20 protein-coding genes are annotated in these 25057 nt (G+C 67.2%); 6 read left to right on the plus strand and 14 right to left on the minus strand.

The window, feature by feature from the left end; translation table 11 throughout:
* Positions 1-13: 13 nt before the first annotated feature.
* On the minus strand, positions 14-1096 hold the full coding sequence (locus EPAKOI_RS09255; RefSeq protein WP_423192056.1) for an enoyl-CoA hydratase/isomerase family protein: 1083 nt from the start codon (positions 1094-1096) through the stop codon (positions 14-16).
* Positions 1097-1220: 124 nt separating this feature from the next.
* On the minus strand, positions 1221-2789 hold the full coding sequence (locus EPAKOI_RS09260) for a methyl-accepting chemotaxis protein (RefSeq protein ID WP_423192057.1): 1569 nt from the start codon (positions 2787-2789) through the stop codon (positions 1221-1223).
* A 212-nt stretch (positions 2790-3001) separates the two neighbouring features.
* Between EPAKOI_RS09260 and EPAKOI_RS09265 the strand changes: the two genes are divergently transcribed.
* Positions 3002-3910 (plus strand): sterol desaturase family protein, encoded by a 909-nt coding sequence (locus EPAKOI_RS09265; protein ID WP_423192058.1) that lies wholly within the window; start codon positions 3002-3004, stop codon positions 3908-3910.
* Between the two features lie 54 nt (positions 3911-3964).
* Here EPAKOI_RS09265 and typA read toward each other — a convergent pair whose 3' ends face one another.
* The gene (gene typA, locus EPAKOI_RS09270) at positions 3965-5785 is read right to left on the minus strand and encodes a translational GTPase TypA (RefSeq protein WP_423192059.1); all 1821 of its coding nucleotides are present in this window, start codon (positions 5783-5785) and stop codon (positions 3965-3967) included.
* 194 nt (positions 5786-5979) lie between these two features.
* Between typA and EPAKOI_RS09275 the strand changes: the two genes are divergently transcribed.
* From EPAKOI_RS09275 to EPAKOI_RS09290, 4 genes are all read left to right on the plus strand, one after another.
* Positions 5980-6495 (plus strand): MarR family winged helix-turn-helix transcriptional regulator, encoded by a 516-nt coding sequence (locus tag EPAKOI_RS09275; protein WP_313836407.1) that lies wholly within the window; start codon positions 5980-5982, stop codon positions 6493-6495.
* Positions 6496-6585: 90 nt separating this feature from the next.
* Entirely contained in the window at positions 6586-8115 is a 1530-nt protein-coding gene (locus EPAKOI_RS09280; protein ID WP_423192060.1) for an efflux transporter outer membrane subunit, read from the plus strand.
* Positions 8116-8177: 62 nt separating this feature from the next.
* Positions 8178-9419 carry an HlyD family efflux transporter periplasmic adaptor subunit gene (locus EPAKOI_RS09285; protein WP_124684048.1) on the plus strand — a complete coding sequence of 414 codons (1242 nt, stop codon included), beginning with the start codon at positions 8178-8180 and terminating at the stop codon, positions 9417-9419.
* 26 nt (positions 9420-9445) lie between these two features.
* Positions 9446-11053 carry a DHA2 family efflux MFS transporter permease subunit gene (locus EPAKOI_RS09290; RefSeq protein WP_423192061.1) on the plus strand — a complete coding sequence of 536 codons (1608 nt, stop codon included), beginning with the start codon at positions 9446-9448 and terminating at the stop codon, positions 11051-11053.
* A gap of 193 nt (positions 11054-11246) precedes the next feature.
* Here the strand turns inward: EPAKOI_RS09290 and truB are convergent, their stop codons facing one another.
* The 8 genes from truB to EPAKOI_RS09330 all read right to left on the minus strand — a co-directional run bounded on the left by truB (position 11247) and on the right by EPAKOI_RS09330 (position 22142).
* Positions 11247-12185, minus strand: a complete 939-nt coding sequence (gene truB / locus EPAKOI_RS09295; RefSeq protein ID WP_423192062.1) for a tRNA pseudouridine(55) synthase TruB — start codon at positions 12183-12185, stop codon at positions 11247-11249.
* Between the two features lie 61 nt (positions 12186-12246).
* Positions 12247-12618: a 30S ribosome-binding factor RbfA gene (gene rbfA, locus EPAKOI_RS09300; protein ID WP_423192063.1), complete on the minus strand. Its 372-nt coding sequence runs from the start codon at positions 12616-12618 to the stop codon at positions 12247-12249.
* A gap of 63 nt (positions 12619-12681) precedes the next feature.
* Entirely contained in the window at positions 12682-15624 is a 2943-nt protein-coding gene (gene infB, locus EPAKOI_RS09305) for a translation initiation factor IF-2 (protein WP_124684044.1), read from the minus strand.
* Between the two features lie 86 nt (positions 15625-15710).
* Positions 15711-17186, minus strand: coding sequence for a transcription termination factor NusA (gene nusA / locus EPAKOI_RS09310; protein ID WP_124684043.1), 1476 nt, complete (start codon positions 17184-17186; stop codon positions 15711-15713).
* On the minus strand, positions 17183-17671 hold the full coding sequence (gene rimP, locus EPAKOI_RS09315; protein ID WP_423192064.1) for a ribosome maturation factor RimP: 489 nt from the start codon (positions 17669-17671) through the stop codon (positions 17183-17185). Before rimP ends, nusA begins: the two co-directional genes overlap by 4 nt.
* A gap of 327 nt (positions 17672-17998) precedes the next feature.
* Positions 17999-19894 (minus strand): 23S rRNA pseudouridine(2605) synthase RluB, encoded by a 1896-nt coding sequence (gene rluB / locus EPAKOI_RS09320; protein ID WP_423192065.1) that lies wholly within the window; start codon positions 19892-19894, stop codon positions 17999-18001.
* A gap of 28 nt (positions 19895-19922) precedes the next feature.
* Positions 19923-20828: an SMC-Scp complex subunit ScpB gene (scpB, locus tag EPAKOI_RS09325; RefSeq protein WP_423192066.1), complete on the minus strand. Its 906-nt coding sequence runs from the start codon at positions 20826-20828 to the stop codon at positions 19923-19925.
* 546 nt (positions 20829-21374) lie between these two features.
* A complete protein-coding gene (locus tag EPAKOI_RS09330) occupies positions 21375-22142 on the minus strand; it encodes a sulfite exporter TauE/SafE family protein (protein WP_423192067.1) in 768 nt (255 codons plus the stop codon).
* Positions 22143-22225: 83 nt separating this feature from the next.
* Between EPAKOI_RS09330 and fnr the strand changes: the two genes are divergently transcribed.
* The gene (gene fnr / locus EPAKOI_RS09335; RefSeq protein ID WP_124684038.1) at positions 22226-22951 is read left to right on the plus strand and encodes a fumarate/nitrate reduction transcriptional regulator Fnr; all 726 of its coding nucleotides are present in this window, start codon (positions 22226-22228) and stop codon (positions 22949-22951) included.
* 84 nt (positions 22952-23035) lie between these two features.
* Here the strand turns inward: fnr and EPAKOI_RS09340 are convergent, their stop codons facing one another.
* The 3 genes from EPAKOI_RS09340 to ccoG are packed head-to-tail and all read right to left on the minus strand — an operon-like array spanning position 23036 to position 25023.
* Positions 23036-23281 (minus strand): hypothetical protein, encoded by a 246-nt coding sequence (locus EPAKOI_RS09340; RefSeq protein ID WP_124684037.1) that lies wholly within the window; start codon positions 23279-23281, stop codon positions 23036-23038.
* Positions 23278-23487, minus strand: coding sequence for a hypothetical protein (locus EPAKOI_RS09345; protein WP_124684036.1), 210 nt, complete (start codon positions 23485-23487; stop codon positions 23278-23280). The genes EPAKOI_RS09340 and EPAKOI_RS09345 overlap by 4 nt, the downstream gene beginning before the upstream one ends.
* Before the next feature lie 45 nt (positions 23488-23532).
* A complete protein-coding gene (ccoG, locus tag EPAKOI_RS09350; protein WP_423192068.1) occupies positions 23533-25023 on the minus strand; it encodes a cytochrome c oxidase accessory protein CcoG in 1491 nt (496 codons plus the stop codon).
* Between the last annotated feature and the right edge of the window lie 34 nt (positions 25024-25057).

Below are 25057 nucleotides of genomic sequence, written 5' to 3' on the forward strand. Positions count from 1 at the left end.
CCGCCGCAGACGGCTAGCCTTGCAGCCCGGCCAGCGGGTGTTCCTCCTTGCGCCACTTGCTGTCGAAGAAGGCCCGCACCCGGGCCGGCGTCACAGCGTCCAGCCGGCCCGGGTTCCATCTGGGCTGGTGGTCCTTGTCGATCGCGAGCGCGCGGATGCCCTCGATGCCGTCGCCATGGCGGAACACGTCATACATCATGTCCAGCTCCATCCGCAGTTCGTCTTCGAGCGACATCGTGCGCGCCCGGCGAATCTGCTCCAGCGTGACGCAGAGCATCAGCGGCGATCGGCTGCGCAGCGTGGCGGCGGTCTGGGCGGCCCAGTCGCCTTCCGCGTCGCTGACCGCCTGCACGATCTGCTCGACGGTCGGCGCGGCGAACAGCCGGTCGATCTGGTCCGCATGGCGCGCCAGCGCACTCTCCGCCGGCGCACAGCCCTGCGCGTGCCCGTCCGTGAACGTGGCGATGTGGGCCAGCACCGCGTCGCCGCTCTCGAATGACCGGGTCTGCAGCGACGCCACCAGTTCCGCCAGCGCGTTCGCCGGCAGGTAGGCGTCGGCCAGCTTCGCGTGGAGCGCGTCGGCCGCGTGGATGACCACGCCCGTCAGGCCCAGGTACTCGCCAAGCCGCCCCGGCGTGCGCGCCAGGAACCAGCCGCCACCCACGTCGGGGAACAGGCCGATGTTGGTCTCCGGCATGGCCATCTTGGTCCGGTCCGTGACGATGCGCAGCCGGGCGCCCTGCGAAATGCCCATGCCGCCGCCCATGACCACGCCGTCCATCAGCGCGATGTAGGGCTTGGTGTAGCGATGGATCCGGTGGTTGAGCGCGTATTCCTCGACGAAGAACTGGTCGAGCAGCGGATCGCCGGCATGATGGGCCTGGTGGAACCAGCGGATGTCGCCGCCGGCACAGAACGCCTTGCCGCCCGCGCCGGCCACCACCACCGCGTGCACGGCCGGGTCGCTTTCCCAGTCGCGCAGCGCGTCGGTCATCGCGCGAATCATGTCGAGCGACAGTGCATTGAGCGCCTGCGGCCGGTTCAGCGTCAGATAGGCCACCCCGCCCTGCACTGCCGTCGATACAAACTCCGTCATGTCCGTCTCCGTTCCATCTTCGTTCAGGTAGGCGGCAATTTTACGCCAGCCAACTTGCCAGGATTCGATGACGGCCGCTTTTCAGAATCGTCTCAACCGGCTGCGGGCCGGGGCTGGCGCCCGCTTACGCAAGCCGGAACGCCGCCATCAGCCCGGTCAGACGTTGCGCCTGGTCCTCCAGCGATCCGGCCGCGGCGGCGGCCTGCTCCACCAGCGCCGCGTTCTGCTGCGTCATGCCGTCCATGTGGGACACCGCCACGTTGACCTGCTCGATGCCGCGCGACTGCTCGTCGGACGCCGCGCTGATGCCGCCAACGATGTCGCTGACCCGCCGCACCGCGTCCACGATGTCCTGCATGGCCCGCTCCGCGTTGTCCACCAGCGCCGTGCCCTCGCGCACGTTCGACACCGAGGCGCCGATCAGCGCGCGGATTTCCTTCGACGCCGCCGCGCAGCGCTGCGACAGGTCGCGCACATCGCCCGCCACCACCGCGAACCCGCGGCCATGCTCGCCTGCGCGGGCCGCCTCCACGGCGGCGTTCAGCGCCAGGATGTTGGTCTGGAACGCGATCTTCTCGATGACCTCGATGATGTCGACCACCTTGTTGGCACCGGTGTCGATCTGCTGCATCGTGCTCTGCACGCGCGCCACGGCGTCGCTGCCGGTCTCGGCCAGCTTGCGCGCGTCGACGGCCAGCGTGCTGGCCTCGCGGGCGCTGTCGGCGTTGTGGCGGACGGTGCTCGTCAGTTGCTCCATGCTCGACGCGGTCTCTTCCAGCGACGCGGCCTGCTGCTCCGTGCGCTGGGACAGGTCCGTGTTGCCGCTGGCGATCTGCTGGCTCGCGGCGGCGATCGAATCGGCGCCGCTGCGCACCTCGCCCACCATGCCGGCCAGCCGCGCCTGCATGCGGTCCAGCATGCCGAGCATGCGGCTGGTCTCGTTGCGGGCGTGTTCGTCGGCCACGACATCGGCGTCGCGGGCCGACGACGTGCCCAGGTCGCCATCGGCCATGCGCGCGAACCGGGCGATGGCAACGTCGAGCGGGCGGACGATCGACAGCCGCAGGCGCCACGCCACCACCGTGCTGAACACCAGCCCCAGCGCCAGCACGGCCACCGATACCGCCAGCAGCCGGTCATAGCGCTGCTGCGACGCCTGGTACACCGACCTGGCGCTGGCCACCTGCAGGCGGCCCAGTTCGGTGTTCACGGCCGTGAAGGCGATGTCGAGCCTGGGAATCGTCTCCATCACGGCCCGCATCATCGCGTCGCGGTTGCCGGCGTGCAGCGCGGCGATCATCGGCTTCACGCCCTGCTCGAACAGCGCCTGGCGCTTGTCGGACACGTCCTCGGTGGCGCGCGCCTGCTCCGGGCTGCGCGGGATGGCCAGGTACGCCTGCCACGCGGCATTCGACTGGCGCATGAAGTCCTCGGCCGTGGCCGCGCGCGCCTTCGCGTCGGCCGCATCGGTGGCAAACGCCGCCTGGTCCAGCAGCACGCGCACCAGCAACTGGTTCGATCGCGCCTCGGCCAGATGCGTGGCCGCCGACAGCTGCTGCTCGTAGATCTGGTGCGTGGCATCGTTGCAGCGCGACATGCCGAACCAGCCAACGCCGCCGACAATCAGCAGCAACAAGTTTGTGACAATCGTCAGGAGCCACAACCGGGCTCCAATCGTAGTGTTGCGAAACATGGGGGCAGTCTCTCCGTGACGTGAAAAACGGCCACTCCTCCATGGCCGTCGCCCCCAAAGAACGGCATCGCCGCCGCGGACTTGATGCACTTGCCGTGATGGTCTGTCGTGCGTTTTCGTGATGGTTTGGCGCGGCGTTACGCCGGCGCCACATGGCGCCGTATGGAGGAAATCCTCAGTGCGAATCGGCTGGAAATGTGCACACTGGCGCCATGACGCCCGCCGCGCCCTCGCCCGCCCCCGCCACCGATGCCGCCGGATTCGACCCCGGCCTGATCCTGCTGGCCTTCGGCCCCGTGTTCCTGCTGACCATCGGCTGGGAGGCCTGGTACTGGCGCCGGCGCGACCCGTCCGTCTACAGCTGGCGCGACACGCTGTCCAACGCCACGCTCGCGCTGATGCACCAGGCGTCGGACGCGTTCTTCCTCTGGCTGATGATCCGCACGGTCTACACGTGGTGCTACGCCCACGGGCTGCGCGCCGTGCCGGAGACGTGGTGGTCGTTCGCGCTGCTGTTGCTGCTGCAGGATTTTCTGTACTACTGGTTCCACCGCGCCAGCCATCGCGTGCGATGGATGTGGGCGTCGCACGTGGCGCATCACTCGTCGGAAGGGATGAATTTCTCGACCGCATTCCGGCAGAGCCTGACCTATCCGCTGTCAGGCATGTGGCTGTTCTGGATTCCGCTGGCGTGGATCGGATTTTCGCCAGATTGGGTGATCCTGGCCGTCGGGCTGAACCTCGCGTTCCAGTTCTTCGTCCACACGCGGCTCGGGCAGCGCTGGCCGCGCGTCGAGCGGCTGGTCAACACGCCTAGCGTCCACCGGGTACACCATGCGAAGAATCCGCATTACATCGACCGCAACTACGCCGGCGTACTGACGGTCTGGGACCGGCTGTTCGGCACCTTCGTGCCCGAGCAGGCGGCACCCGAGTACGGCATCACGCGCCAGATCCGCACGCACAACCCGCTGACGCTGACCTTCCACGAGTGGCGCGAGATGTTTGCCGATGTGTGGCGCGACCGCGATCTCCGCTATCTCTGGAAACCGCCCGAGTGGCGCAGCCCGCGGTGCCGGACAGCCGGTAGCGCCGCGCCACGCGAGGTGGCGGCGGAATAAAAAAACCGCGCCACCCAGGGCGCGGTTTTTTTTGGCGATTCGGCGATGCGGCGATTACACCGATTCGCGCGACGCACGCTTGCGCTCGTGCTCCTTCAGGTGGCGCTTGCGCAGGCGGATGCTCTTCGGTGTGATTTCCACCAGTTCGTCATCGGCGATGAATTCCACCGCGTATTCGAGCGACATCTGGATCGGCGGCACCAGGCGCACGGCTTCGTCGGTACCCGACGCGCGCACGTTGGTAAGCTGCTTGCCCTTGATCGGGTTCACGACGAGGTCGTTGTCGCGGCTGTGGATGCCGATGATCATGCCCTCGTACAGCGCGTCGCCCGGCTTCACGAACATGCGGCCGCGGTCCTGCAGCTTCCACAGCGCATAGGCCACGGCATCGCCGTCGTCCTGCGAGATCAGCACGCCGTTGTGGCGCTCGCCCAGGCCGCCTTCGCGCACCGGCGCGTAGTCGTCGAAGATGTGGCTGATCAGGCCCGTGCCGCGCGTCAGCGTCAGGAATTCGCCCTGGAAGCCGATCAGGCCACGCGCCGGAATGCGGTACTCCAGGCGGGTGCGGCCCTTGCCGTCCGATGCCATGTCCAGCAGTTCGCCCTTGCGGCGGCCCAGCTCTTCCATCACCGAACCCTGGTGGCCGTCTTCCACGTCCACGGTCAGCAGCTCGTACGGCTCGTGCTTGACGCCGTCGATTTCCTTGAACACCACGCGCGGACGCGACACGGCCAGCTCGTAGCCCTCGCGGCGCATGTTTTCCAGCAGGATGGTCAGGTGCAGTTCGCCACGGCCCGAGACTTCGAAGATGGTGTCGTCGCCGGTATCGGCCACGCGCAGCGCCACGTTCGACTTCAGCTCGCGGTCCAGGCGCTCGCGAAGCTGGCGGCTCGTCACGAACTTGCCTTCGCGGCCGGCCAGCGGCGACGTGTTGACGCAGAAGTTCATCGTCAGCGTCGGCTCGTCCACCTTCAGCATCGGCAGCGCGTCCGGGGCTTCCGGCGCGCACACGGTGCAGCCGATGCCCAGTTCCTCAATGCCGTTGATCAGCACGATGTCGCCGGCTTCCGCCTGCGGCACGATCTCGCGCTCCAGGCCGCTGAACTTCAGCACCTGGTTGATACAGCCCTTGATCGGGTTGCCTTCCGGACCGAACTTGACCACCACGTCCTGCAGCGGCTTGGCACGGCCACGCGAGATGCGGCCCACGCCGATCTTGCCGACGTAGCTGGAGTAGTCCAGCGAGATGATCTGCATCTGCAGCGGGCCGTCCGGATCGTCGTTACGGACCGGCACCTTGGCCAGCACGGTCTCGAACAGCGGCTTCATGTCGCCATCGCGCACGTCCTCGGTCAGGCCGGCGTAGCCGTTCAGGCCCGATGCGTAGATGACCGGGAAGTCCAGCTGCTCGTCATTGGCGCCCAGCTTGTCAAACAGGTCGAAGGTCTGATTGATCACCCAGTCCGGACGCGCGCCCGGGCGGTCGATCTTGTTGATCACGACGATCGGCTTCAGGCCCAGCGCCAGTGCCTTGCGCGTCACAAAACGCGTCTGCGGCATCGGACCTTCCACGGCGTCCACCAGCAGCAGCACGCCGTCGACCATCGACAGCACGCGCTCCACCTCGCCGCCGAAGTCGGCGTGGCCCGGGGTATCGACGATGTTGATGTGGGTACCGTTGTATTCGACGGCACAGTTCTTCGCGAGGATCGTGATCCCGCGTTCCTTTTCCAGGTCGTTCGAGTCCATCACGCGTTCAGCAATCTGCTGGTTGTCGCGGAAGGTGCCTGCCTGGCGCAGGAGTTGGTCGACCAGGGTGGTCTTGCCATGATCGACGTGGGCGATGATGGCGATATTACGGATGGCGCGGGTCATTCGGCGTCCCCTGAAGGCGGAGCTATCGGAAAAAATTAACCCGACATTCTAGCATGTTGCAGCGCAGAACACTCTGTCGCTGTTCAGCATAGTCGAGGAATCTCATTGCGGTTTACGCAATAACCAGTTTCGGACCTTGTGCATCACTTCTCGCCTGCTTATATTTGCCCAAGCAAAGATTGCAGTGACAAGAGATGACGTCCACAGCACCCCAACCTTCCGAAGACCTGTTCGATCCGGCCGACTACGAAATCGGCAAGAGCATCGGCTACCTGCTCGGGCGCGCCAAGAACATGCTGTCGCTTGGCGTGGAGCAGGAAGTCAGCGGCCTGGACATGACGCACGCCCAGGCCATCTGCCTGATGATGCTGGCCAAGGGCGAGGCCACCACGGTCACCGACCTGGCGCGCAACCTCTATACCGATGCGGGCTCGGTCACGCGCCTGCTGAGCCGGATGGAAAAGCGCGGCCTGATCGCCCGCACGCGCCGCGACGACGACCGCCGCGTGGTGGACCTCTCGATCACGGCCGAGGGCCACGCGATGGTCGAGCAGCTACCGGCCGCGTTCTGCAACGTGATGCGGCGCCATTTCGACGGCTTCACGCACGCCGAGATCGCGGTGCTGCGCGACATGCTGGTGCGCGTCATCGCTAACAGCGGCTGCCCCGGCGCCGACCCCGGCTGCCTGCTCGATCGCAATTCCGGATAGGCGCCGGCACCTCCCCGACACCGAACAAGTATTCCAATCGTCGGCAGCGCCATTCCGGAAACCGCCCGACCGCGCCACAGTTCACACCCTATGACAACCGCTCTCCTTGACACCCCCCGCGCCGCGCCCGGCCCGCTGCATCGCGCAGGCGGCCTGGCCCTGACGCTGCTGGCCGCCGCCGTGCTGGCCGGCTGCGCCGCGCTGGGCGATTCCCACAGCACCCAGACCGTGACGGACCCGGCCACGCTGGCGTCGCCGCAGACGTTTACCAACGACCACGGCCAGTGGCCGTCGCAGGACTGGGTCGACCAGTTCCATGATCCGCAGTTGCGCGCGCTGGTCGACGAGGCCATCCAGGGCAATCCGAATCTCCAGGTTGCCTTTGCGCGGCTGGCCGCGTCGCGGGCGATGGCCGACGCCGCGCGCGCCGCGCTGTACCCGGCCGTCGACTTCGAAGGCAGCATCGTGCGCCAGCGCTTCTCGCAGAACGACCTGTTCGAAGGCACGCCGCTGGCTGGCTCGTGGCAGAACCAGTCGCGGCTGCAGCTTGGCCTGTCGTGGGACCTCGACTTCTGGGGCAAGAACCGCGACGCGCTGGAAGCGGCGCTGTCCGAAGACCGCGCGCTGGAAGCCGAAAGCCAGGCTGCGCGGCTGATGCTGACCACATCGGTGGCGCGCGGCTACAACCGGCTGGCCGCGCTCTACGCCCAGCGCGACGTGGCAGAGCGCGCCATCGCCCAGCGCCGCGACCTGACCGACCTGTCGCGCCAGCGGCTGGCCGCCGGTCTGGACACGCAGGTGGAAACCACGCAGGCGCGCGGCACCGTGGCCGCCGCCCAGACCGACCTGCAGCGCGTGGACGAGGAAATCGCGCTGGCCCGCAACCAGATCGCCGCACTGCTGGGCAAGGGCCCGGACCGCGGGCGCCAGATCGCCCGGCCGACGCTGCTGGCCAACGCCACGCCGCAGTTGCCCGACGACCTGACCATCGGCCTGCTCGGCCGGCGCCCGGACCTCGTGGCCGCCCGCTGGCGCGTGGAGGCGGCGTCGCAGGACGTCACCGTGGCGAAGAAGGAATTCCTGCCCGACCTGACGCTGACCGCGTTTGCCGGCCTGGCGTCGCTGGATACGGCCGACCTGCTGACCGGCGCCAGCCGCACGTTCGGCTTTGGCCCCTCGCTGCGGCTGCCGATCTTCGCGGGCGGGCGCCTGCGCGCCAACCTGCGCGGCAAGTACGCGCAGTACGACATCGCCGCAGCCAGCTACAACCAGGCACTGGTCGATGCGCTGCGCGAGACGGCCGACACGATCACCAGCATCCGCAGCGTCGACCAGCAGATCCAGACCCAGCGCGAGGCGCTGGACCTGGCCGAGCACGCCTACGCGCTGGCCACCACGCGCTACAAGGCCGGCCTGGGCACCCAGCTCACAGTGCTGAACGCCGAGAGCAACGTGCTGCAGCAGCGCCGGCAGGCCACCGACCTGCAGGCGCGCCGGCTGGACCTGCAGATGGGCCTGATGAAGGCCCTGGGCGGCGGCTACGAGGCCCCGGCCGAGCAGCACGGCGGCACCCCCGGCAAGCCGGACGCACCGGCCGCGCCCGCCAGCGCGCAGGGCTGATCCGCCAGCACCTGACAAGACAACAAGACGACATACCGCACGAGATCCAGAGAGATTCCATCATGAGCACCAACCCGCAAGCCGCCGCACCCGCGGCTGACAACAACGGCAAGCGCCGCCGCCTGCTTGTTTCGCTGACCGCCGCCGTGGTGGTGGCCGGCATCGGCTATGGCCTGTACTGGGGCCTGTACGCCCGCCATTTCGAGAACACCGACGACGCCTACGTGGCCGGCAACGTGGTGCAGGTGACGCCGCTGGTTGGCGGCACCGTGGTGTCCATTGCCGCCGACGACACGCAACTGGTGACGGCCGGCCAGCCGCTGATCCAGCTCGACCGCGCCGATACCCAGGTGGCGATGGAGCAGGCCGAGGCCCAGCTGGCGCAGGCCGTGCGCGAGGTGCGCACGCTGTACGTCAACAATGGCTCGCTGTCGGCCCAGGTGGCGCTGCGCGATGCCGACGTGGCCAAGGCGCGCGACGACCTGCGCCGCCGCCAGGCCATCGCCGGCTCGGGCGCCGTGTCGAGCGAGGAAATCGCCCACGCCCAGACCGCGCTGAAGGCCGCCGAATCGGCGCTGGTGGCCGCCCGGGAGCAACTGGCCTCGAACCAGGTGCTGACCGACCAGACCACGGTCGAGAAGCATCCGAACGTGCAGCGCGCCGCCGCCAACCTGCGCTCGGCCTACCTGGCCTTCGCGCGGTCGACCATGCCGGCCCCGGTGACCGGCTACGTCGCCAAGCGCTCGGTGCAGGTGGGCCAGCGCGTGGCCGCCGGCACGCCACTGATGGCCGTGGTGCCGCTGGACCAGGTCTGGGTGGACGCCAATTTTAAGGAAGTGCAGATCACGCACATGCGGATCGGCCAGCCGGTGGAGCTGGAAGCCGATGTCTACGGCTCCAAGGTCAAGTACACGGGCCACGTGGTGGGCTTCTCGGCCGGCACCGGCGCGGCGTTCTCGCTGCTGCCGGCGCAGAACGCCACCGGCAACTGGATCAAGGTGGTGCAGCGCCTGCCGGTGCGGATCGCGCTGGATCCGCAGCAACTGAAGGACCATCCGCTGCGCGTGGGGCTGTCGATGAACGTCACGGTCGACGTCCGCAAGGAGGAAGGCGCCTCGCTGGTGTCGGCCAATGCCGCCAAGCCGCTGCAGACCGACGTCTACGACAAGGTGGCGCAGGACGCCGACGCGCTGATCGCCCGCATCATCGCGGTGAACAACGGCGGCCGCCCGCAGGCCCCGGGCGGCATGGCGGGCCCCGCCAGCGCGGCGCGCGCCCCGGCGGCCAAGCCGGCCCATACCTGATCCCCCGCACGACTGGCTGACTGCCCATGGCGAATTCCACCATCGCAACGCCGGGCGACGGCGCGGCTCCGGCCCCGTCGCCGGCCCCCGCGCGCCCCGCCGCGCATCCGCCGCTCACGGGCGGCAAGCTGATACTGGGCACCATCGCGCTGTCGCTGGCCACGTTCATGAACGTGCTCGACTCGTCGATCGCCAACGTATCGATCCCGGCCATTTCCGGCGACCTCGGCGTTTCGCCGAACCAGGGCACCTGGGTCATCACGTCGTTCGCGGTGGCCAACGCCATCTCGGTGCCGCTCACGGGCTGGCTGACCACGCGCTTTGGCGCGGTGCGGCTGTTCGTGCTGTCGATCCTGCTGTTCGTGGTGTCGTCCTGGCTCTGCGGCGTGGCGCCCAACCTGGAGACGCTGCTGGCGGCCCGCGTGCTGCAGGGCGCCGTGGCCGGGCCGATGATCCCGCTGTCGCAGGCGCTGCTGCTGGCCAGCTATCCGCCGGCCAAAAGTTCGATGGCGCTGGCGCTATGGGGCATGACCACCCTTGTGGCGCCGATCATGGGGCCGCTGCTGGGCGGCTGGATCTCGGACAACATGACGTGGCCGTGGATCTTCTATATCAATGTGCCGATCGGCATCCTGACGGCCTATGTCACCTGGGCCATCTACCGCGACCGCGAGACGCCCACCCGCACGCTGCCCATCGACCGCATCGGCCTGGCGCTGCTGGTGATCTGGGTCGGGTCCATGCAACTGATGCTCGACAAGGGCAAGGAGCTGGACTGGTTCCACTCGGGCCTGATCGTGGCGCTGACCGTGATCGCCGTGGTGGGATTCCTGTTCTTCCTGGCCTGGGAACTCTACGAAAAGCACCCGATCGTCGACATCCACCTGTTCAAGGGCCGCAACTTCGCGGCGGGCGTGGTGGCCATTTCGGTGGCGTACGGGCTGTTCTTCGGCAACCTCGTGATCCTGCCGCTGTGGCTGCAGACCATCATCGGCTACACGGCGACCGACGCCGGGCTGGTCACGGCGCCGGTGGGCATCTTCGCCATCATCCTGTCGCCGATCATCGGCCGGATCCTGCCGAAGGTGGACGCGCGCTGGGTGGCGACCATGGCGTTCATCACGTTCGGCGCGGTCAGCTTCATGCGCGCCGGCTTCACGACCGGCGTGGACACGCGCGCGCTGGTGATCCCGACGCTGATCCAGGGCGCGGCCATGGCGATGTTCTTCATCCCGCTGACGTCGATCATCCTGTCCGGGCAGCCGCCCGAGAAGATTCCCGCGGCTTCCGGGCTGTCGAACTTCGTGCGGATCACGTTCGGCGCGATTGGCGCGTCGATCTCGACCACGGTCTGGGAGAACCGCTCGGCGCTGCATCACGCCCAGCTGGTGGAGCAGATCAACCCGTACAACCCGGCCTACCAGGCGCAGCTCGACCACCTGATGCAGATGGGCATGTCGAAGATGCAGGCCATCGGCGTCATCGAGCGCAACCTGTCGCAGCAGGCGTCGATGCTGGGCGCCAACGACATCTTCTGGATCTCGGGCGTGCTGTTCTTCGTGCTGATCGTGTTCGTCTGGCTGACCAAGCGGGCGCAAGGCGGCGGCGGTGCCGATGCGGCGGGGGCGCATTGAAGGTTGGAGACGGGGGATTTAGCTGCGAGGGATTTGGACGGCGGGGGGGGTGTAGCTCCCCTCTCCCGCTCGCGGGAGGGGGGTTGGGGGTGAGGGCCAGCGGTGCCATTGCCGACACGCCGCAAATTGAACGGCCCGCCCTCTCCCCTGCCCCTCTCCCGCAAGCGGGAGAGGGGAAACCCAGAGAGAACACTCAGATCTTCACCAGCCGTTCGGGCCGCAGGGCTCCTTCGCGCATGCGCGCCACGCCCAGCAGCTTGCCTTCCGCATAGACGCGCGCCAGCGTGCCGTCTTCGGGCACTTCGGCCTCCGGCAGGTCGCGGCGCGCGATGCGCTGGCCTTGCAGGAAGCGCGCCGTCGCGGCGGCGTCCAGGTGCACGGGCGGGCAGCGTTGCAGCAGCGCGTCCGCGGGCGCCAGCAGCGCGGGCCGGGCCTCGTCGGGCTGGGCGTCGATCTGCTCCAGCGTCACGGCGCCATCGAGCGTCAGGTCGCCCACGCCGGTCCGGCGCAGCGCCGTCAAGTGCGCGCCGCAGCCCAGCGCCTCGCCGATGTCCTCGGCCAGCGTCCGGATATACGTGCCCTTGCTGCACGTCACGCGCATCGTGAATCGTAAATTCGCCAGATCGACGTCGAGCAGCGTGATCGCATGGATCGTCACCCGCCGCGCGGCGCGTTCGACGGTCTGGCCGGCGCGCGCGTATTCGTAGAGCGGCCGGCCGTCCTTCTTCAGCGCCGAGTACATCGGCGGCACCTGTTCGATCTCGCCGGTAAAGCGCGCCACGGCGGCGTCCAGCGCCGCGCGGTCGCAGGTCACCGGACGCTCGGCCACGATCTCGCCCTCGGCGTCGCCGGTGGTCGTGGTGGCGCCCAGGCGTACTTGGGCTTCGTAGGTCTTGTCGGCGTCGAGCAGGTCCTGCGAGAACTTCGTCGCCTCGCCAAAGCAGAGCGGCAGCAGGCCCGTGGCCAGCGGATCGAGCGTGCCGGTATGCCCCGCCTTGTTGGCGCGCAGCAGGCGCTTGGCGCGCACCAGCGCGTCGTTGGACGACAGGCCCAGCGGCTTGTCCAGCAGCAGCACCCCATGCACGTCCCGGCGCGGCAGCCGGGGCGGACGGTTGGCTTGGGAATCGGTCATTGCGGAGGGAAAAGAGGGTTGCGGCGCCGGCACCGGGCCGGCTCGCAGGGGAACGCCGGACTTACTCGTCGTCCTTGGCGCGCGTCGAATTCGCTTCGTTGATCAGCTTCGACATCTCGATGGCATGCTCCACCGACGTGTCGTGGTGGAAATGCAGCGTCGGCACGGTATGGATATGCAGCCGCTTGAACAGCAGCGAGTGCAGGTAGCCGGCCATTTCCTTGAGGATGGCGGCCGCCACCTCGGGCTCGGCGCCCAGCACCGTGAAATAGACCTTGGCGTGCGCGTAGTCGGGCGTCAGCGCCACCGACTGCAGCGTCACCAGCCCCAGTCGCGGATCGCGGATCTCGCGCTGGATCATGCCGGCCAGTTCCTTCTGGATCTGGTCAGACAGGCGCAGGTTACGGGAAGAGATATTGCCTTTCTTGGCCATGCAAACTTTTGCTTTGCCGATGTGAAAACGGCAGGCCGGAGCCTGCCGTCTTTGCGTATCGCCTTACAGCGTACGCGCCACCTCGGTGATTTCGTACACCTCGAGCTGGTCGCCTTCCTGAACGTCGTTGAAGTTCTTGATCGACAGACCGCACTCGAAGCCCTGCTTGACTTCCTTGACGTCGTCCTTGAACCGCTTGAGCGAGTCCAGTTCGCCGTCGTGGATCACCACGTTGTTGCGCAGCACGCGGACCAGCGACGTCCGCTTGACCAGGCCGTCGGTGACCATACAGCCGGCCACGGCGCCAACCTTCGGCACGCGGAAGACCTGGCGGACTTCCACCTGGCCGATCGTCGTCTCGCGCTTCTCGGGCGCCAGCATGCCCGACATCGCCGCCTTCACCTCGTCCACGGCGTCGTAGATGATGTTGTAGTAGCGGATGTCGATGCCGTTGTGCTCGGCCAGCTTGCGCGCGCCGGCGTCGGCACGCACGTTGAAGCCGATGATGACAGCCTTCGAAGCGGTCGCCAGGTTGACGTCCGATTCCGAGATGCCACCCACGCCGCCATGCACGATCTGCACGCGCACTTCGGCGGTCGACAGCTTCTGCAGCGACTGCACCAGCGCTTCCTGCGAACCCTGCACGTCGGCCTTGACGATCAGCGGCAGCGACTGCACTTCGCCTTCGGCCATCTGCTCCAGCATCGTTTCCAGCTTGGCCGCCTGCTGCTTGGCCAGCTTCACGTCGCGGAACTTGCCCTGGCGGAACAGCGCGATTTCGCGCGCCTTGCGCTCGTCCGGCAGCACCAGCACTTCCTCGCCGGCGGCGGGCACTTCCGACAGACCCTGGATTTCCACCGGGATCGACGGGCCGGCTTCCTTCGCCGGCTTGCCGTTCTCGTCCAGCATGGCGCGCACGCGGCCGTAGGCACTGCCTGCCAGCACGACGTCGCCACGCTTGAGCGTGCCGCTGCTGACCAGGATCGTCGCGATCGGGCCCTTGCCCTTGTCGAGCTGGGCTTCCACGACGAGACCCTTGGCCGGCGCGTCGACCGGCGCCTTCAGTTCCAGCACTTCGGCCTGCAGCGACACCTGCTCCAGCAGGTCATCGATGCCGGCACCGGTCTTGGCGGACACCGGCACGAACGGCGAATCGCCGCCGTATTCTTCCGGCACCACCTGCTCGGCCACCAGTTCCTGCTTGACGCGGTCCGGGTTGGCTTCGGGCTTGTCGACCTTGGTGATGGCCACGACGATCGGCACACCGGCAGCCTTGGCGTGCGCGATGGCTTCCTTGGTCTGCGGCATCACGCCGTCGTCGGCCGCCACCACCAGGATGACGATGTCGGTGGCCTTGGCGCCGCGGGCACGCATGGCCGTGAAGGCCTCGTGACCCGGGGTGTCCAGGAACGTGATCACGCCACGGTCCGTTTCCACGTGATACGCGCCAATGTGCTGCGTAATGCCACCGGCTTCGCCCGCTGCAACCTTGGTGCGGCGAATGTAATCCAGCAGCGACGTCTTGCCGTGGTCGACGTGACCCATCACGGTCACCACCGGCGGACGCGGCAGCAGCTCGGCGTCGGCATGGTCCTCGCCGTCCACCACCAGCAGCGCTTCCGGATCGTCCAGCTTGGCGGCGAACGCCTTGTGGCCCATTTCCTCCACCACGATCATGGCGGTTTCCTGGTCCAGCACCTGGTTGATCGTGACCATCTGGCCGAGCTTCATCATCTGCTTGATGACCTCGGACGCCTTGACGGCCATCTTGTGCGCCAGGTCGGCCACGGAGACGGTTTCCGGCACGTGCACTTCGCGCACCACCGGCTCGGTCGGCGCCTGGAAGTTGCTGCGGCCGTCGTCGGCGTGCTGCTTGCCGCCGCGGCCACGCGGGCCACTGCGCCAGCCGCCGGTACCGCCCGACGAATCGCCGCGCGTCTTCAGACCGCCGCCCTTCTTGCCGCCGCGGTTGTCGTCCTGCCAGCCGCCCTTCGCACCCTTGCCGCCCTTCTTGTCGGCCGTGGTGGTAGTGGTGGTCGCGGCAGGCGCCGTGGTGGTCTTCTTCTCGTCCTTCTTGGCTTCCGTGGTCGCGCCGGCCGGCTTCACCGGCTTGTGCAGCGTGCCGGTCTGCTCGGCCTTCTTTTCCTCGGCCTTGCGCTCCGACGGCGCCTTCAGCACGCGGGCCGGGGCGTTCAGCATCTGCTGGATCGCACGGGCTTCGGCTTCGGCAGCCTCGCGGCGGCGGCGGGCGGCAGCGTCCTGTTCGGCGCGCGCCTTGTCGGCGGCGGCCTTGGCGCTGTCCTGCTCGGCGCGGGCCTTGTCGGCGGCAGCCTTGGCGTCGTCGGCGTTCTTCTGCGCCTGCTGGCGCTCGGCGGCCAGACGGGCCTTGTCTTCCTCGGCCTTCTGGCGCGCGGTTTCCTCGGCGGCCTCGGTGGCTGCGCGCTCGGCGGCGGCTTCCTCGGCGGCCTTCTCGGCCAGCAGTTCGGCCTGGCGGCGCTGTTCGGCCTCCAGGGCTTCCTGCCTGGCGCGGCGCTCGGCTTCCTCGCGCTCGGCGGCCTCGCGGGCGGCCTGGGCCTCGGCTTCCTGGCGGGCCAGGGCCTCGGCCTGCTGGCGGCGCTGTTCGTCGTCGCGGCGCGCCTGTTCGGCGGCCTCGGCGTCGGCAGCGGCGTGGGCGTCGGCGCCGTCATCGTGCGATTCGACTTCGTCGCGCTTGATCAGCACGCGCTTCTTGCGCACCTCGACCTGCACCGTGCGGGTCTTGCCCGTGGAATCCGACTGGCGGATCTCGGACGTTTCGCGCTTGGTCAACGTGATCTTCTTGCGTGCGCTGTCATCGGACTGACCGTGCGACCGCTTGAGATGCTCCAGCAGCCGGGTCTTGTCCGATTCGGTAATGATGTCTTCAGGCTTTGCCTTGCCCACCCCAGCTGCCTGCAATTGTTCCAGCAGTGCAGCAGGGCTGCGGCTCAGTTCTGCGGCCAGTTGGGCAACTGTTGTGCTTGCCATTCAAACCCTTTCAATGCTCGGTTTCTACGTCGGGACAATTCGTATGCGGAAAGCGCGTCCGGGCCGCGGGGGCCCGGACGTGTCCCTCAGTTAAACCAATGTTCCCGTGCCTTCATGATCAGCGTGCGGGCGTCATCCTCGCTCACACCGGCCATCTCGACCAGTTCGTCCACGGCCAGTTCGGCCAGGTCGTCGCGCGTGTGGATATTGCCTTCGGCCAGCTTGCCGATCAGCTCCGGGTTCAGGCCGTCCAGGGATCGCAGGTCCTGCGACACCTCTTCCACCTTTTCTTCCCGGGCCAGTTCCATCGTCAGCAGCGCATCGCGGGCGCGGTTGCGCAGCTCGTTGACGGTGTCCTCGTCGAACGCCTCGATTTCCATCATTTCACTGATGGGCACGTAGGCCACTTCTTCCAGCGTGGAGAAGCCTTCCTCGATCAGGATGTCCGCCACTTCCTCGTCCACGTCCAGCTTGGCCATGAACAGCTTGCGTACCTGCTCGCTTTCCTCGGCCTGCTTCTGCGCGGACTCTTCCTGCGTCATGATGTTGATCTGCCAGCCGGTCAGCTCCGACGCCAGGCGTACGTTCTGACCGCTGCGACCGATGGCGACGGCGAGGTTTTCCTCGTCGACCACCACATCCATGCTGTGCTTCTCTTCGTCGACCACGATCGACTGGACCTGCGCCGGGGCCAGCGCGCCGATCACGAACTGCGCCGGGTCTTCCGACCACAGCACGATGTCCACGGCCTCGCCGCCAATCTCGTTGCGCACGGCGGTGACGCGCGTGCCACGCACGCCCACGCAGGTGCCAATCGGGTCGATACGCTTGTCATGCGCCACCACGGCGATCTTGGCCCGCACGCCCGGGTCGCGGGCGGCCGCCTTGATCTCCAGCAGGCCCTGTTCCATCTCCGGCACTTCGTTCTCGAAGAGCTTGATCAGGAAGTCCGGCGCGGTGCGCGACAGTTCGATCTGCGGGCCGCGCGCGGCGCGGTCCACGTTGAGGATATACGCCCGCACGCGGTCGCCCGTGCGCAGGTTTTCCTTCGGGATGATCTGGTCACGGGCCAGCAGCGCCTCGACCCGGCCCGATTCGACGATCAGACCCTTCTTGTCGGCGCGCTTGACCGTGCCGGTCATGATCTTCTCGCCGCGGTCCAGGTAGTCGTTCAGGATCTGCTCGCGCTCGGCGTCGCGGATGCGCTGCAAAATCACCTGCTTGGCGGCCTGGGCGCCGATCCGGCCGAATTCGACCGATTCGATCTGCTCTTCGATAAAGTCGTCGAGCTGGATGTCGGCACTCTGCTCGCGGGCTTCGAACAGCAGGATCTGCTTGTCCGGCTCCTGCAGGCCCTGTTCGTCGGGGACCACAAGCCAGCGGCGGAACGTTTCGTGCTCACCGGATTCACGGTCGATATGGACGCGGATATCCACGTCCTCCTCGAAGCGCTTCTTGGTGGCCGAGGCCAGAGCTGCCTCCAGCGCACCGAACACCACATCCTTGTCGACGTTCTTCTCGCGCGCTAGCGCATCGACGAGCAACAGAACTTCGCGGCTCATTGCTTGTTCCCTTTTCTTTGATTTCCCTTGAAGTCGATTACCGGCACGAGGCGTGCCTTGTCGACATCGGATATGGCGAATTCCAGCAGTGCCGGCCCATCCTTGCCCTCGAATTCCAGGCCGATCTTCTCGGCCCCGGCCTCGCCCGCGGGTTCGCGCAGGATGCCGACGAAATTCTTCTGGCCATTGACCGGCAGACGCAGCGTGACGCGGGCTTCCTCGCCTGCGTAACGCGCAAAGTCGGCCAGCTTCTTGAGCGGACGGTCCAGGCCGGGCGACGAAACCTCGAGGCGCTCGTAGTCGACGTTCTCGACCATCAGCACGTGCGTGAGCTGTCGGCTGACTTTTTCGCAATCCTCGATGACGATGCCGGTTTCAGGCTGATCGATGTAGACACGCAGAAGTCCGGCTGGGGCTCGCTCAAGATCAACCAGCTCGTAGCCCATGCCGGTAAGGGTGGTTTCGATCAAATCTGCCAGATGCACTGTAATCCCGAATAGTGGCTTTCAATACTTGGCAGACTTCGGACAACACAACGTTCTGAAATCGAGGTTCCGAAACGACCTGTAAGCCCTGCCTGCCCCATCATCCGCGGCCCGGACGCGCCACACCGGGTGACGTTGTCCAGTCGCAAGCACAAACGGGCGAACCAAAAAAAATGGGCGCAATGCCCATCATTCGCCCATCCTCGCCGAGGATGATACTTTTGAATAGACTTTGATTATACGCGGATGCCGGCTAAAAGGCAAAAGCGAATGGCATTCGCGCCAGATTCGGGCCGGGACGGGGTATCCGAACCGGCCCGCGATCTGTCAGCGGTGACCGCCGCGGCCACCACCGCCGCCGCCGCGCGGCCGGCGATTGCCGCCACCAGCCTTGGCGGCCTTGGGCATCACATTGCCGTTGACCTCGCCACCACCCCGGCGCGGACGGTTGCCGCCGGCGCCAGGATTGCCCAGGTTGCCGTTGCGACCGCCGCGTCCGCCACCGGCACCGCCGGCCTTGCCGCCGCCAGCGCCACGCATGCCGCCACCGCCGCCCATGCCGCCGCCGAACTTGGTCGTATGCGACGTCAGCGGCGCCGGCCCCGACGGAATGTAGCCCATCGACGTCTGCATCGGGTCGGGCTGGCCGCGTCCGGCGCTATTGCCGCCACGGTTGCCCCCGGCCTTCTCGAAGCGCGGCAGGCCGTCCATGCCCGTGTGCATCGGCATGCCGGCGATGGCCGCTTCCGTGCGCTGCTTGCGCCCGCCCACCTTGGTGGCGCCCTTGCCACCGGACTGCTCGGCCTTGGCCGGCGCCTTGAGGCCGATATTGGCCATCAGCGTGCGCACTTCCGTGCCTTCCAGCTCCTGCCAGCGGCCACGCTTCAGGCCGCGCGGCAGCAGAAACTGGCCGTAGCGCGTGCGGATCAGGCGCGACACGGTCAGACCGACCGCCTCGAACATCCGGCGCACTTCGCGGTTCCGGCCCTCGGTCAGGGCGACGTGGTACCACTGGTTCACGCCCTCCCCGCCGCCGTCGGCGATCCGCAGGAAGTTGGCCTCGCCGTCGTCGAGCTGGATGCCGTGCAGCAGGCGCTGGCGGTCGGCCTCGGCCAGTTCGCCCAGCGTCCGCACCGCATATTCACGCTCGACGCCGTAGCGCGGATGCATGAAGCGGTTGGCGATATCGCCCGACGTCGTGAAAATCAGCAGCCCTTCGGTGTTGAAGTCCAGCCTGCCCACGGCCACCCACTTGCCGTTCTTGATGCGCGGCAGGTTGTCGAACACGGTCGGACGGCCTTCCGGGTCCGACTGGCTGACGATTTCGCCGGACGGCTTGTGGTACAGCAGCACGCGCGGCGGCTTGGTCGACACCTTGCGGTGGATCAGCTTGCCATTCACGCGGACCTGGTCGGTCGGCAGGATGCGCTGGCCGATGTGGGCCGGCAGCCCGTTCACCGACACGCGGCCCTGCAGGATCAGCTCTTCCATCTCCCGGCGCGATCCCAGGCCGCCTTCGGCCAGCACCTTGTGCAGCTTGGGCGCGTCGTCGTCGGACGTCAGCTCGCGCACCGGCTTGGCCTTGGTGCGCGGCACGATCGTCTCTTCCTCGTCGTACTGCTCGGAAATCACGAAGCGGAACACGTCCTCGCCGCCCGCCGCGGGCTTGGCCGAGGCGCCCTTGCCGGCCGGCCTGGCAGGCTTGTCGCCCTGGCGCGGTTCGCCCCGCGCGCCACCGCCTGCCGCACCCTGGCGGCCTGCGCCAGCCTGGTTCTTGCGCTGGCCGTTGCGATTGCGCTTGCCGGGCTGCTCGGCGGCCGGCTTGCTGTCGCCATCGACCAGGGCGGCCTTGCGTTGCGGCTGCTGGCGGCGCTTGCGCTGGCCCTGACCCGCCGGCTGGGCCGGCTGGCTTTCGCCAGCATCGCCCTGGGCGGCGTCCGGCGCACCGGCTTCGGCCGTCGCCGCGGGCTTGCGGCGACCACGGCCGCGCGGTGCGGCGGGCTGGGCGGCGTTGGCATCGGCCGGCGCGGCGGCGTCAGCCTCCGAACGGCCTGCGTCCCGGTCCTGCCCGGCCTGGCGGCGCGAGGCCACCAGGTTGCGCAGACCGCGACGCAGCCCCTTGCGGCGCGGCGCGCCGTCGGCGTCGTTGCCCGTATCGGGGGCTGCGCCGGTATCGCCCGGCACGTCCGGGCGGCGGACGTCTTGCTCAGCGGAATCAGACAAAGTATTCACTATCGATGTTGCATGTTGTTCAGTTGGACACACGCTCGTCGTCTTCGGCCGGGAATGGCGAGTCCTCGCCAGCCGGTTCCGAACGCTCGGGGGTCTGCGCTACGGCGGCCCCGGTGTCCACGTGGTAGCCGTTGGCATGTGCCACCGGCGCATCGTCCTGCCCATCCTCCTCGGGCTGCAGGGCGACGCTGGTATCGCTATCCGCCTCGTCGGCGGCGCCTGCCACCGGTCCGGCCTCGGCTTCGGCTTCGGCCCCGACTTCGGTCACGGGCTCCGGCCCGGCCGCTGCGGCAGCCGCCGGATCGGCGACGGGCGCGGCGAATGCTTCTTCATCGCCGGCCGGCGGGTTGGCCGTGGCGATTTCCTCGAAATCGATCGCCTGCTGGTCCAGCAGGTTGGCCTGGGCCTGAGCCTGGGCGTCCTCCAGCGGCGGCAACTCGTCCAGCGAGCGCAGCCCCAGGTCGTCCAGGAACGCCTTGGTCGTCGCATAGAGCGCCGGGCGGCCCGGCACGTCGCGATGGCCGATGACCTCGATCCAGCCGCGGTCCTCAAGCTTCTTGACCACGTCGGTGCTGACCGTGACGCCGCGGATTTCCTCGATGTCGCCCCGCGTCACCGGCTGGCGGTACGCGATGATGGCCAAGGTCTCCATCACCGCGCGGGAGTACTTGGGCGGTTTTTCCGGGTTCAGCCGGTCCAGGAATTCGCGCATCTCCGGACGGCTCTGGAACCGCCATCCACTGGCCAGCGCAACGAGCTCGACCCCGCGCTGCTGCCAGTCCTGCCGGAGCTGTTCCAGCAACACCCGGATGGTGTCGGCGCCGACGTCGTCGGCAAACAGCCGCCGCAGATCGCCAACGCGCAGCGGCTCCTGCGCGCAGATCAGCGCGGTCTCGAGGACGATCTTCGCCTCTTGGGTATTCATGTGATTGCGTGCAGCCTGTCTTTGCACCTGCCCCCGGACGAGTCCCGGGGCACTGGAGATTGCAGATACAGCGAGGCCAGAGCCATCGCCATCTCATCGCGCAGCCAGCTCGCCCGCCTAATGCAGCGCAGCCGTGCACATCATTCCTTGCATCGAATTGCCGGGTCGGTCCGGCAGGAGATCGTCCGGGGCTGGCCAGCTTCTCCAGTCGACGGACCTCTTGCGTCGCGCCTTCTCCCTTCGGGGCGGACATTCGCCTGGGCCACCGGATGGCCAAGACGGCAAGAAAATACCGATATCGGCTCGGGCAACATCGCCCTGGCCGGCGCCACCTTCCCAACCGTCGCCGGTCTTTTAACCAGATCTTTTGAACCGGATGGACTGTAGAGACGTTGCCGGTGCACCGGAGTGGCCGGAAACCTGGACACGCGCCCCAGATCGGGACAGCGGTCCGGCGACGCCAGAAACATGGTGCGGCGCGATACCGTGGTTCTGGCGATTGTATGGCATTCCCGGTCCCGCCCGCAACCCGGCCTTGTGGCCGATTCAGAACACCACGCAAAAACCATGTTGCGCCAGCGTCTCAGGCAGCCATACCGCCCGGGCCACGCCCAGCACACCGAAACCGATGACCAGCGCGGCAGAGGCGACCCTCACCCCCCGTTTGCGCGACCACTGCCGCAGGTATCCGGACATACCCGACATGACCAGCAGATTCGGCAGCGTGCCTAGCCCGAAGGCCCCCATCACCAGTGCTCCGGACGCAGCGTTACCGGCCAGCAGCGCCAGCGCGAGTGCGCCATAGACCATGCCGCATGGGACCAATCCCCAGGCGAGACCCATGCCGTAGCGGCGCAGCATCGGCGTGGCCCGCTGCGATGGACGCAAGCCGGCGGGCAGACCGACCGACAACCAGCCCGCAAGCCGCCCTACCGGTGCCGCTGCCTTCGCAGCCGTTCGCTCGATCCATTCCATCCCGATCACGCGACCGCGCAGCAGCCAGACGCCCGTCAGCACCAGCATCAGGCTGCCCAGCGCATAGAGCCATCGCTGCAAAGGCAGATAGTCCTGCCGCCACACCGTCGCACCGACGGCGCCTAACGCCGCGCCCAGCAGCATGTAGGTCGTGATGCGCCCGGCGTGCATGACGCAGAGTTCGGCCCACCATTGATTTCGTGAACGGTGTACGAAAATCGTTGCACTGCTCGGCCGTTTTTGCTCCGCAGCAATAGCAATTCCTCCACACATTGCGGCGCAATGCATGCCACCGAGCAAGGCCATCAGAAAAACGCTTAAAAGCACACCAAATGGCAACTGTTCCTCGCTTCTGCGTCACTCGACGCTGTAAAATGCCTGCATCGCGCCCTCGCTGCAAGCGCATTCATACGAGCACTCAATTGTTGACTTCCATCCCCGTCACCGAGATGTCGCCCCGTTGTTCCACGTGTGCAATGGGTCAACTTTGCCTGCCGGTGGGCATGTCGCAACAGGACCTCGTGAAGATGGACACGCTCGTGCAGGAACGTGTGCGAGTTCACAAGGGCGAAACGTTGTACCGCATGGGCGAACCACTCAGCGCCGTGTATGCCATCCGCTTCGGCACGCTGAAGACGCACGTCACGATGGAAGACGGCCGCACGCAGATCACCGGTTTTCATCTGCCCGGCGAAGTCATCGGCCTCGACGGTCTCGGCGAGATGCAGCACGCTTCCGATGCAACGGCGCTCGAGGACACCGAAGTCTGCGTCGTCCGGTATGACGAACTGCAAGCGCTGTCGGGCCACCTGCCCTCGCTGCAAGGCCAGTTCCTGCGGCTGATGAGCAAGGAAATCTCGCAGGACCAGGTCATGCTGATCACGCTCGGCTCGATGCGTGCCGAAGAGCGGCTGGCCGCGTTCCTCGTCAACATGTCCGAGCGACTCTCCGCGCGCGGCTACTCCTCCACCGAGTTCGTGCTGCGCATGAGCCGCGAGGAAATCGGCAGCTACCTTGGCCTGAAACTGGAAACGGTCAGCCGGCTGTTCTCGCGATTCGCCGAGGCCGGTCTGATCCAGATCCGCCAACGGCACGTCAAGCTGATCGACATGGCCGCCATCAAGCAGGTGTACAGCCGATCCTGCTGAGGCCCGTGGCACCTGCCGCCCGCCCCGTATCACGACAAAGGCCGCGTCAGAGCAGATCCGGAGCGGCCTTTTTGTTCGACTGCGCTATTCGAGTTCATCGGTATCGCTCAGCTTTACCGGCATCGTGTACAGCGTAAGTCCGCTGGAGAGCGCGCAGAACAGCCACGCCACCAGGAAGCCCACTGTGTAGACCGCTTGCCGCGACGCCTCCACCGGGTGGCCGAAGAAGCTCAGGTCACCAGGATCCACAACCGAGAACACGACTGCCGTGGCCGCGCCGCCCATCAGAAACGCCGGCCACAGCACCCACATCAGCCAGCGGAGTCTCATGGGCGCCTCGCCGGCGGTTCGGTTGGCGCGGACCCGACTTTCTCGACCACCAGTCCGTGACGGGCGGCGTCGGCGACGGGGATGTCGGCATGGCCATTGGCCAGCCAGATCGTGACGCCGCAACCGATCATTGCCAGCAGCGGGCCACTCATCAGAATCCATGGCCAGGGTTCCCTGTACCAGGGTTTTGCGGGGTTCGGGTTCATTTCGCTCTCCAGTTTGGCCATTCGCCCGGCGCTTCCGCCACAGCGTCACAGATTGCGCGGGACGATGAAACTCGTACTTTGCCGAATTCGTACGTCGCGATCGGTGCCGGTCTCGGCCGTGACGGTCACCTCGATCTTGTGCGTGCCCTCCTTCGCATCCTCGATCGGCACGCGGATCCGGATCGGCAGCAGGCGGTTCGACGTCGGTGCCAGCCCTTCCGCGCCCTGGTCGTACTCGACAGTCAGGTCCTGCATTTCCGCGCTGTTGGCCTGCACGCGGATCTTCATCGGCGCTTCGGTCGCATTGATGAGCTGCAGCCGGTACACGTTCTCGATCCAGCGGCCTTCCACTTCGCGCCCCAGCGCGCCGCGGTCACGGATGATGTCGACCTTCAGCGGCGTCCGCATCGCTAGCGAGGCGATGAAACCGGCGCTCAGCGCCAGCCAGATCAGCGTATAGACGATGGTGCGCGGACGCAGCAGCCGCTTGCGCGCCGCCGTCGGCGACAGCTTCTGGCGCATGGCGTTCTCGGACGTGTACCGGATAAGCCCGTGCGGGTAATCCATCTTGTCCATGACCTGGTCGCACGCGTCGATGCAGGCCCCGCAGCCGATGCACTCGTACTGCAGGCCATCGCGGATGTCGATGCCGGTTGGGCACACCTGCACGCAGATGCTGCAGTTGACGCAGTCGCCAAGTCCCGCCGCATGGTGGTCGGCCTTGCGCGAACGGCTGCCGCGCGGCTCGCCGCGCCCGACGTCGTACGTGACCACGTAGGTATCGCGGTCGACCATCACGCTCTGGAACCGCGCGTACGGACACATGTACTTGCAGACCTGTTCGCGCATGAAGCCCGCGTTGCCCCACGTGGCAAAGGCGTAGAACAGCATCCAGAACGCCTGCCAGGGCCCGAGCGTCCAGTGCAGGACTTCTCCGCCCAACTCGCGGATCGGCGCGAAATAGCCGATGAACGTGAAGCCGGTCCACAGCGCGATGACGATCCACAACGCGTGCTTGGTGGCCTTGATCCGCAGCTTGCGGAGGCTCCATGGATCGCCGTCCAGCCGGATGCGCGCGATCCGGTCGCCTTCCACCCGGCGCTCGATCCACATGAAGATTTCGGTGTAGACCGTTTGCGGGCAGGCGTAACCGCAGAACAATCGCCCCGCTATCGCCGTGAACAGAAACAGCGACAGTGCCGAGATCACCAGCAGCACGGCCAGGTAGATCACGTCCTGTGGCCATAGCACGAGGCCGAAGATGTAGAACTTGCGGGCGCCGAGGTCGAACAACACGGCCTGACGGTCGTTCCATTGCAGCCAGGGCGTGCCGTAGTAGACCAGTTGGGTCAGGATGACCAGCCAGACACGCCAGCTTGAGAAGGCACCCTTAATCGAGCGCGGGTAGATCTTGCGCCGGACTTCGTAGAGCGCTTCCTCGGTGGCATCGGCCGCCGTCCTGGATGGCGGCGCGGGTCGCCAGGTGGCCGTCTCGCCAGCCTCGCGTGTGGGGGGAGATTCCAGGGGCGCGTTCATTGTTCAGCCCTCGTGCCCCCGGGGCCTGCCTCGC

The organism is Cupriavidus sp. H18C2, from assembly GCF_049393795.1.
In the GTDB taxonomy this organism is placed as follows: domain Bacteria; phylum Pseudomonadota; class Gammaproteobacteria; order Burkholderiales; family Burkholderiaceae; genus Cupriavidus; species Cupriavidus pauculus_C.